This window comes from Nonomuraea sp. NPDC026600, assembly GCF_040638335.1.
Classification (GTDB): domain Bacteria; phylum Actinomycetota; class Actinomycetes; order Streptosporangiales; family Streptosporangiaceae; genus Nonomuraea.
Genome location: NZ_JBEZYD010000002.1, coordinates 711,579 through 718,452, shown reverse-complemented (window position 1 = coordinate 718,452; position 6,874 = coordinate 711,579). Strand labels below are relative to the sequence as shown.

General features: G+C 65.0%; 6 protein-coding genes. 2 read left to right on the top strand and 4 right to left on the bottom strand.

Features of this window, described 5'->3' with window-relative positions:
* Nucleotides 1-78: 78 nt before the first annotated feature.
* The 4 genes from AB0F17_RS06725 to AB0F17_RS06710 form a co-directional block, all read right to left on the bottom strand.
* On the bottom strand, nt 79-1,620 hold the full coding sequence (locus AB0F17_RS06725; protein ID WP_358017386.1) for a SpvB/TcaC N-terminal domain-containing protein: 1,542 nt from the start codon (nt 1,618-1,620) through the stop codon (nt 79-81).
* Nucleotides 1,617-2,234 (bottom strand): hypothetical protein, encoded by a 618-nt coding sequence (locus AB0F17_RS06720; protein WP_358017342.1) that lies wholly within the window; start codon nt 2,232-2,234, stop codon nt 1,617-1,619. Before AB0F17_RS06720 ends, AB0F17_RS06725 begins: the two co-directional genes overlap by 4 nt.
* Before the next feature lie 421 nt (nt 2,235-2,655).
* The gene (locus AB0F17_RS06715; RefSeq protein ID WP_358017339.1) at nt 2,656-2,940 is read right to left on the bottom strand and encodes a protealysin inhibitor emfourin; all 285 of its coding nucleotides are present in this window, start codon (nt 2,938-2,940) and stop codon (nt 2,656-2,658) included.
* A gap of 64 nt (nt 2,941-3,004) precedes the next feature.
* Nucleotides 3,005-4,474 (bottom strand): hypothetical protein, encoded by a 1,470-nt coding sequence (locus AB0F17_RS06710; RefSeq protein WP_358017336.1) that lies wholly within the window; start codon nt 4,472-4,474, stop codon nt 3,005-3,007.
* Between the two features lie 614 nt (nt 4,475-5,088).
* Here AB0F17_RS06710 and AB0F17_RS06705 point away from each other — a divergent pair.
* Nucleotides 5,089-6,453, top strand: coding sequence for a cellulase family glycosylhydrolase (locus AB0F17_RS06705; protein WP_358017333.1), 1,365 nt, complete (start codon nt 5,089-5,091; stop codon nt 6,451-6,453).
* Nucleotides 6,454-6,677: 224 nt separating this feature from the next.
* Nucleotides 6,678-6,806 (top strand): lasso RiPP family leader peptide-containing protein, encoded by a 129-nt coding sequence (locus AB0F17_RS06700; RefSeq protein WP_358017330.1) that lies wholly within the window; start codon nt 6,678-6,680, stop codon nt 6,804-6,806.
* Nucleotides 6,807-6,874 lie beyond the last annotated feature (68 nt).

The window sequence follows — 6,874 nt, the reverse complement described above, 5'->3', positions numbered from 1 at the left end:
ACAGACAAACCCGACACCCACTAGAAAAGGATCAAGGCTAGGACCTGGGGGAATAACCTGCAACGAACCCCAGGGGAATTACGTGGCGTTCCACACCCAGAGCGGGCTGCCGATGAACTCGTACTGATGCACCATGTCGGGCGAAGCGCCGACCATGTCCCGTTCGACGACCTTGACCGCGAGCTGCTTGAAGAAGCGCGACCAGCTCTCATAACCGGAGTCGGGGTCGCTGCCCATGTCGACGTCGTAGCAGTCGCCGACCTTGTCGGTGAAATAGTTGGACCCGTCGCGGCCCTTGCCGCCACCGCACGCATCGGCCTGCCCGTAGCTGACCTCGGTGCGGCCGCCCATGCCGTTGGCGATGGCGGCGATGCGCGGCACCATCCGCCACGACAGCAGGTCGGTCCAATCCGACATCGAGTCGTAGTCCATCTTGCCGGCCAGCATCACCGCGTCGAAGTCCAGCGAAGGCAGCATGATGGACGGGCTGGCGGCCTGGCCGGTCTGCTGCACCTTGTCCAGCCACAGCACCGGGTCATCGGCCGGCCCGAAGTCGGTGCGCTGGTAGATCCAGGTCTGCGTCAGATCCAGCCGGTCCACCGGGTCCCAGCTTCCCGAAGTGGGATTCAGTGACTCGGTCTGCACGGTGGTCAGCTTGCGGGTGGAGTAGAACGCGAGCGCGCTGTTGGTGCAGCCCGCGGCCTGCGCGCACTGCAGGTCGGTCGGCACGTCGACGCCGCCGCGATCGGCGGTGGTGAAGGTGGTACGCGCGGTCGGCACACTCCCCGGCACCTGGGTGTTGTGGCCCCACTGCACCCTGGCCAGCGTGCCGCCCCGGTCATAGGGCAGCACCCGGTACAGCTCGTGCGCGCATGAGGGCAGGCAGAAGTAGTTGGTCTCCCGGTTGTAGGAGTAGTCGATCACGTTCTCGTTGGAGTCGAGCTCCTGATCCAGGTTCCACCGCCACACACCGGTGCAGGTCGGCGGAATGTCCTTGTTCAGGAAGCGGTCGTAACACGGCTCGCCCGAGTCGTTGCCCACGTACGGCACCTGCCACTGGGCGCCCTTGGTGTAGCCGAACCGCCACACCGTGCCGTCCTGGCTGGTGACCTTCCAGTACGGCTGGCTGTCGGCTCCCCCGGCGACCTGCTCGATCTTCCAGCCGAAATCCGGAACCGTCTTCCAGCCCCCACCCGCATTGCGGTCCTTGACGATCTGCGCCGAACGGCCACCCGCCGACAGCACCAACTCCGACTGCGAATTGTCGTTCGTGGAGGTGTCTTCGTCGGTCTGATCCGGCGACTCCCAGCACAGCGCCTCCCCGCCGATCCCCTTCTCCTCGGCGGTCCAGATCAACTCCGCGGTGTTGTCGTCATAGAAGTTGTCGACATAACAGCGCCGGTAACGCCGCTCGATGAACCCGGAACTCAGGTCCCACCCGGCCCCCACCACACTGGACTGGTTGTTGGACCACTGGCCCTGCCCATCCACCGACGACGCCTCGTACTGCAACGACAGATCCGGCCCGTTTCCCGCCACCGACGGCGGCTCCGGCAACGGAACGTCATAGTCGAACCCGCCACCTGACGTACCCGCCTGCCACGTCCCCGAGGGCTTCAGATCGGTGGCGCCCAGTTACCGTTCGGCCCGGTCATCCCGACGGACAGCAGATAAACCGACCCGGCCGCCAACTGCGCCGCAAGCCGTTCCTGCATCGCCTGCTGAGCGGCCGCCTTGCGGTCCTTGCCCGGCGTCGTCGGCTTGACCGCCGCCGGCGTGGCGTTGGCGGGTGCCGCCTCCGCCTCCGCCTCCGCGATCAGCGTCCCGGCCTTCACATCATTCGTCGACGGCACCACACTCGGCCGCACCACACACGCCTTCGGCCGCGGCACTTCGATCGCACACGAGGGCACGCGCACCAGCCGCAGCCGGGTGGCGAAGTTCCCACCGTAGGCGTCCCGGAAGCTGGCGTAGGAGAACTCCGCCCGTACCTTCCCCGGCGCCGCCCCGTCATCGGCCCGCACCACCCGAGCGGCGATGCCCACCCCACCGAGCGCGCGCACCACCTCCGGCGCCAAGGTCTCCACCTTGACCTTATCCAATTCGCCGCCCTTGACCTGGCCGACCTTGACCGGCAACGTCCCGGCCTCGGCCACCTTGCCGATCGGCGGCACCTCCACCTCGGCGCTGCCCGCCTTCGGCCACACCGGCTTACGCCGCTCCACCTTCGGCACGGACTCCTCAGCGCCACGAACCACACAGGCAGACGTCGACTCCGCATCCCGCATCCCTTCAGGGCACGCTGACGCAGACCTCGGGCAACGAGGCCTTCACGCACCTAAAACAGACATAAAGACGATCACTGGGAATCTGATCGACGAACCAAGATCGGTCAACGACGGGAGCATCACTTACCTGACACCAACAGTCAGGACCCGTCAAGCACGCGTGCTATGCGCACTGGTCAACCGACATGTCACGGAAGGCGCTTTCCCAAAGAAGAACATGCATGTGACCTACGTCACATACGCTCCAAAGAGAGCATTCAGGGTCAGCCGAAACCACAGAGCTGGAGCTGGTGCGTACGGGACTGGAATAGTCAGAAGGCGCCTGACCCGTGGTTCTCGGGTCAGGCGCCTTGAAGAGCAGCCCCGGTCAGGTGGATTGGCGGAGCAGTACGGCCAGCGGTTTCGCCAGCCTTGGTGAGGGCTCATCGGGCACCGTGTAGACCCGTCCGGGACCGTCACCGACGGTGATCCGGTAGGTCATCAGGTCGGCGCCCACCTCGCCGGGCTCACCTTGAGCCGTGGCGGCCTCGATCGCGGCCAGCGAGTCGTACACCTTGGCGGCCTCCTGCTCGGAGAGGTCGTCGACATCGTAGACGGCGACCGGCTCCACAATGCCGGCGAAGCCGCCGGTTCTTTCGATCGTCACACGCATGTTTGACCCCCATGCCGTACTGGGCGCACGTGGGGCACAATACGGCGAGGTGTTCGCCGGACCGTTACTTGAATGCCTTCTTGAGCGCGCTCAGCTCTGTGGCGAGGATATCGTCGTTGGTCAGGTCGCCCTCGGCCGTCAGCTTGGCCGTGTCGATGACCCGGAACTCGGGCAACTGCATGGTGCCGCAGCACATCGAGCGGTCCTGTACGGCGCGCAGGCTGGCAGATGTTTCATCGGCGACCTTTACCTTGGTGATGTCCTTTGCGGTCTTGCCGTCGCCGGTGTAGTCGGCGTTCATGAGATCCATCTCGCCGGAGAGCATCTCGGTGAACGGCGTGGGCGAGGTCACCACCTCGCGGAAGGCGAACCGGTTGCGGATGAAGGTCCGGTAGATGTTGGGATCCCCCTGGGCGGCCGAGATCTGCAGCATCTGGTTGACGACATCGGTGTAGGTGGCCGCCGACGCGGGCGCCTTCACGATGGCGTCGAACAGCAGCTTGCACAGCTTGTCCGCGACCTCCATGAGGATCACGGTGGGGCTCTTCAACGCGCCCTGCTTGGTGCGTTCGTGCGCGTAAATGTCGGCGAGCACGTCGTAGATGCCGCCAGTGAACACCTGCGAGATCGCGTGCACCTCGTTACTGACCTCGCTCAGCTTGAGGTCGTTGTCGGCGTTGCGCAGGCCGAACGGCAGGCCGAGTGCCTGGCCGAACTGTTCGGCCAGGGACGACAGGAAGGATTTGGCGTGCAGGTTCGCCTTGGTGAGCGCGACGAGGGCCTCGGCCTGGTCCGGCTGCGACAGCGCCAGGAAGATGGCGGTCAGGTCGCCGAACGACTCGTGCAGGCCACCGGTCTGCGGTGGGTTCTCCGCGCCGAGCCAGCCTGGCTTGAGCCCGTCGAGGATCGCGTGACCGGTCTCGTGGGAGACGATGTCCAGCGAGCGGCAGGTGAAGACCTGCTGCGTGGAACCGGTTGGGGCGAAGAAGAGAAACTTCAGCGCCTTGGCCGTCCTGCTGTAGAAGGCGTTGGCTCCGACCGCGGCGCGCGGGAAGACAGTGATCCGCTCGATGTTCCCTCCGGTGTTCCACGCGAACCGAAGAGGAGAGCCACCGTTGTGACGTTCGTACATCGTCAGCGTCTCCCGGACGACCGCATACGTGTGCGCGCAGTCGAATTCCGGCGAGTTGGGGACGAAGATGAAGTCGCCGTTGATGTTGCGGGCCACGGGTGTGGTGCCGGGCAGGCTGGTGGTGATCCGGGCGTCGGTGGGTCCGTTGAGCACGACACCGGGGATGAAGATCCCCCTGACGCCCAGTTCGGCGATGGTGGGATCCTGCTTGTAGATGAGAATCCGGGGCCCGACGATTGGTGGGAGCGGGATCGGGGTCGGGGTCGGGAGCGCGCGCATAATGGGCGCCGCCTCCATCGTGAAGGGCGGCTGGAGCAGTTGCATCGTCGAGTCGGCTACAGCCGCTCCGGCGACTCCGCGGTATTCAGGGATGGTCTTCTCCCTGACTTCCTGAATAATCATCCGGCTTTCTCTTCCTATCTGCGACCAGAGTCTCGCATTTCGAGCCCTGAGCCCACTAAAGAAACCAGGACATACAGAAGCGCATTCACGAAGAAGTTCGCAAACAATCCAGGCGGATAGCGATAATCTTGGAATGCCTTTCGAATCATTCCCGGTGCTGGATAATCATGCGCACATGGGATTTCAAAGGTTCGACCAGGCTTGACCGAGGCCGGGGCGGCGCCTGAGGTCCCAGATCGGTAGGAGAGGTAGTCCAGGCCGATGGAGACGTCTTCGATCTTCGAAGGGGGTGCTTCGAATCCCGCGCCGACCGTCACCAGCGCGATCTCGGGCCGCTTGCGCCCGGCGACCCAGAGGCACAGCCAGGTGTGGAACTTTCATGGTCACGTGAGTCCCGGCGAACCGCAGGGGACGTCGTTCTCGCCGCGCTTCAGACAGGTTCGACCAGCTTGGCGGGCCGCATAACGGTTAGGGAGCTGGGCTGGGCTTTATGGGCCTTGGCGGGGCGGTGTGGCAGCGGCTGTACGGGTGCAGCGGCTCTGCGTACATTCTGGGTGCGTTTCAGGAGGCCCCTGATGTGCCGGCCGTTGCGAAGGTCAGCGAGGAGATTCGAGATGAGATCGATGCCGTGGCTTGCCTCGGTCGGCGCGGCGTTCGTCGCCGTAGCCGTGTCGTTGTGCGCCGTCATGTTCACTGCCGTCCAGCCCGCGCACGCGGCGGTGGGGCTCCACGTCAGCGGCACGAACATCGTCGAGGCCAACGGCCAGAAGTTCATCATGCGCGGGGTCAACCACCCCCATGTCTGGTACACGAACCAGACCAGTTCATTCGCCAACATCAAGGCTCTCGGGGCCAACACCGTCCGCGTGGTGCTGGGCAGTGGCAAGCGGTGGGGCCCGTCCACCGACGTCGCCAACGTGATCTCCCTGTGCAAGCAGAATCGGCTGATCTGTGTCTTGGAGGTGCACGACACCACCGGATACGGAGAGGATGGCGCGGCCGCGACCCTGGACGAGGCGGTCAACTACTGGATCAGCCAGAAGAGCGCGCTGGTGGGCCAGGAGAGCTACGTCGTCATCAACATCGGCAACGAGCCCATCGGCAACACCAACGCCGCCCAGTGGACCAGCGCGACCACCGCCGCCATCCAGAAGATGCGCAGCAACGGTTTCGAGCACCTGCTCATGATCGACGCGCCGAACTGGGGCCAGGACTGGCAGTACGTCATGCGAGACAACGCCCAGACCATCCTGAACGCCGACAGCCAGCACAACACTGTCCTGTCGATCCACATGTACGCCGTGTTCAACAGCGCCGCGGCGATCACCGACTACCTCAACCGGTTCCAGACCAACGGGTGGCCACTGGTCATCGGCGAGTTCGGCTGGCGGTTCAGCGCCGGCGAGGTCGATCACGAAACCTTGCTGTCCGAGGCGGCATCCCGAGGTCTCGGCTACCTCGGCTGGTCCTGGAGCGGCAACACCGACCCGATCCTGGACATGGCGACCGGCTTCAACCCCAACCAGCTCACCACCTGGGGCCAGCGGATCTTCAACGGCGCCAACGGCATCAAGGCCACGGCCAAGGAGGCCACCATCTACGGCGGCGTCACCCCGACCGTCACCCCGACCGTCACCCCGACGATCACGCCCACGCCGTCAGGCTCGTGCCGCGTGGCGTACGTGATGAACACCTGGAACACCGGATTCACCACCAACATCACGATCACCAACACCGGCAGCTCGGCGACCAGCGGCTGGCGGCTGGTGTTCAGCCTGCCCAGCGGGCAGACCATCACCAACGGCTGGAGCGCGTCGTACGCGCCGACCAGCGGCCAGGTCACCGCCACCAACGCCGCCTGGAACGGCAACCTCGCGCCGGGCGGCTCCACCGCCATCGGCTTCCAGGCCACTCACACCGGCAACACCACCGCCCCCACCTCCTTCACCCTCAACGGAGCCGCCTGCCAGGTGGCATGACCCCTCATCGGTCCATGACGTGCCACTCGCCTCACAGGCGGGTGGCACTGCCGTTTCTTTCATCCGCCCAGGTCACAAGCATGGAAGTGATCACGTGCGGTGCCGAGTCTGTCCGAGCCTGTCCGAGTGCGTCTGAGTGCGTCCCAACCGCTGTTGGACAGCGGGAGCGTGGCTCTTCACTGATGGTGACGCGGCGATCCGCCGCACGGATGAAGGGACCTGTCGTGAACGACAACGAGCGCAACGAGCCGTACGAGCCCCCGCAACTGCTCGAGATCGGCGAGTTCGGGCAGCTGACCCGCGGCTACGGCATGCTCAACATGGACTCCGCCTACTACTTCAAGCTGTGGTGAGACCACCGTGCCCATCGAGTCCCACGGAGTCCGGTACGGGGACGGACAGCCGGCACATCCCAGGAGAA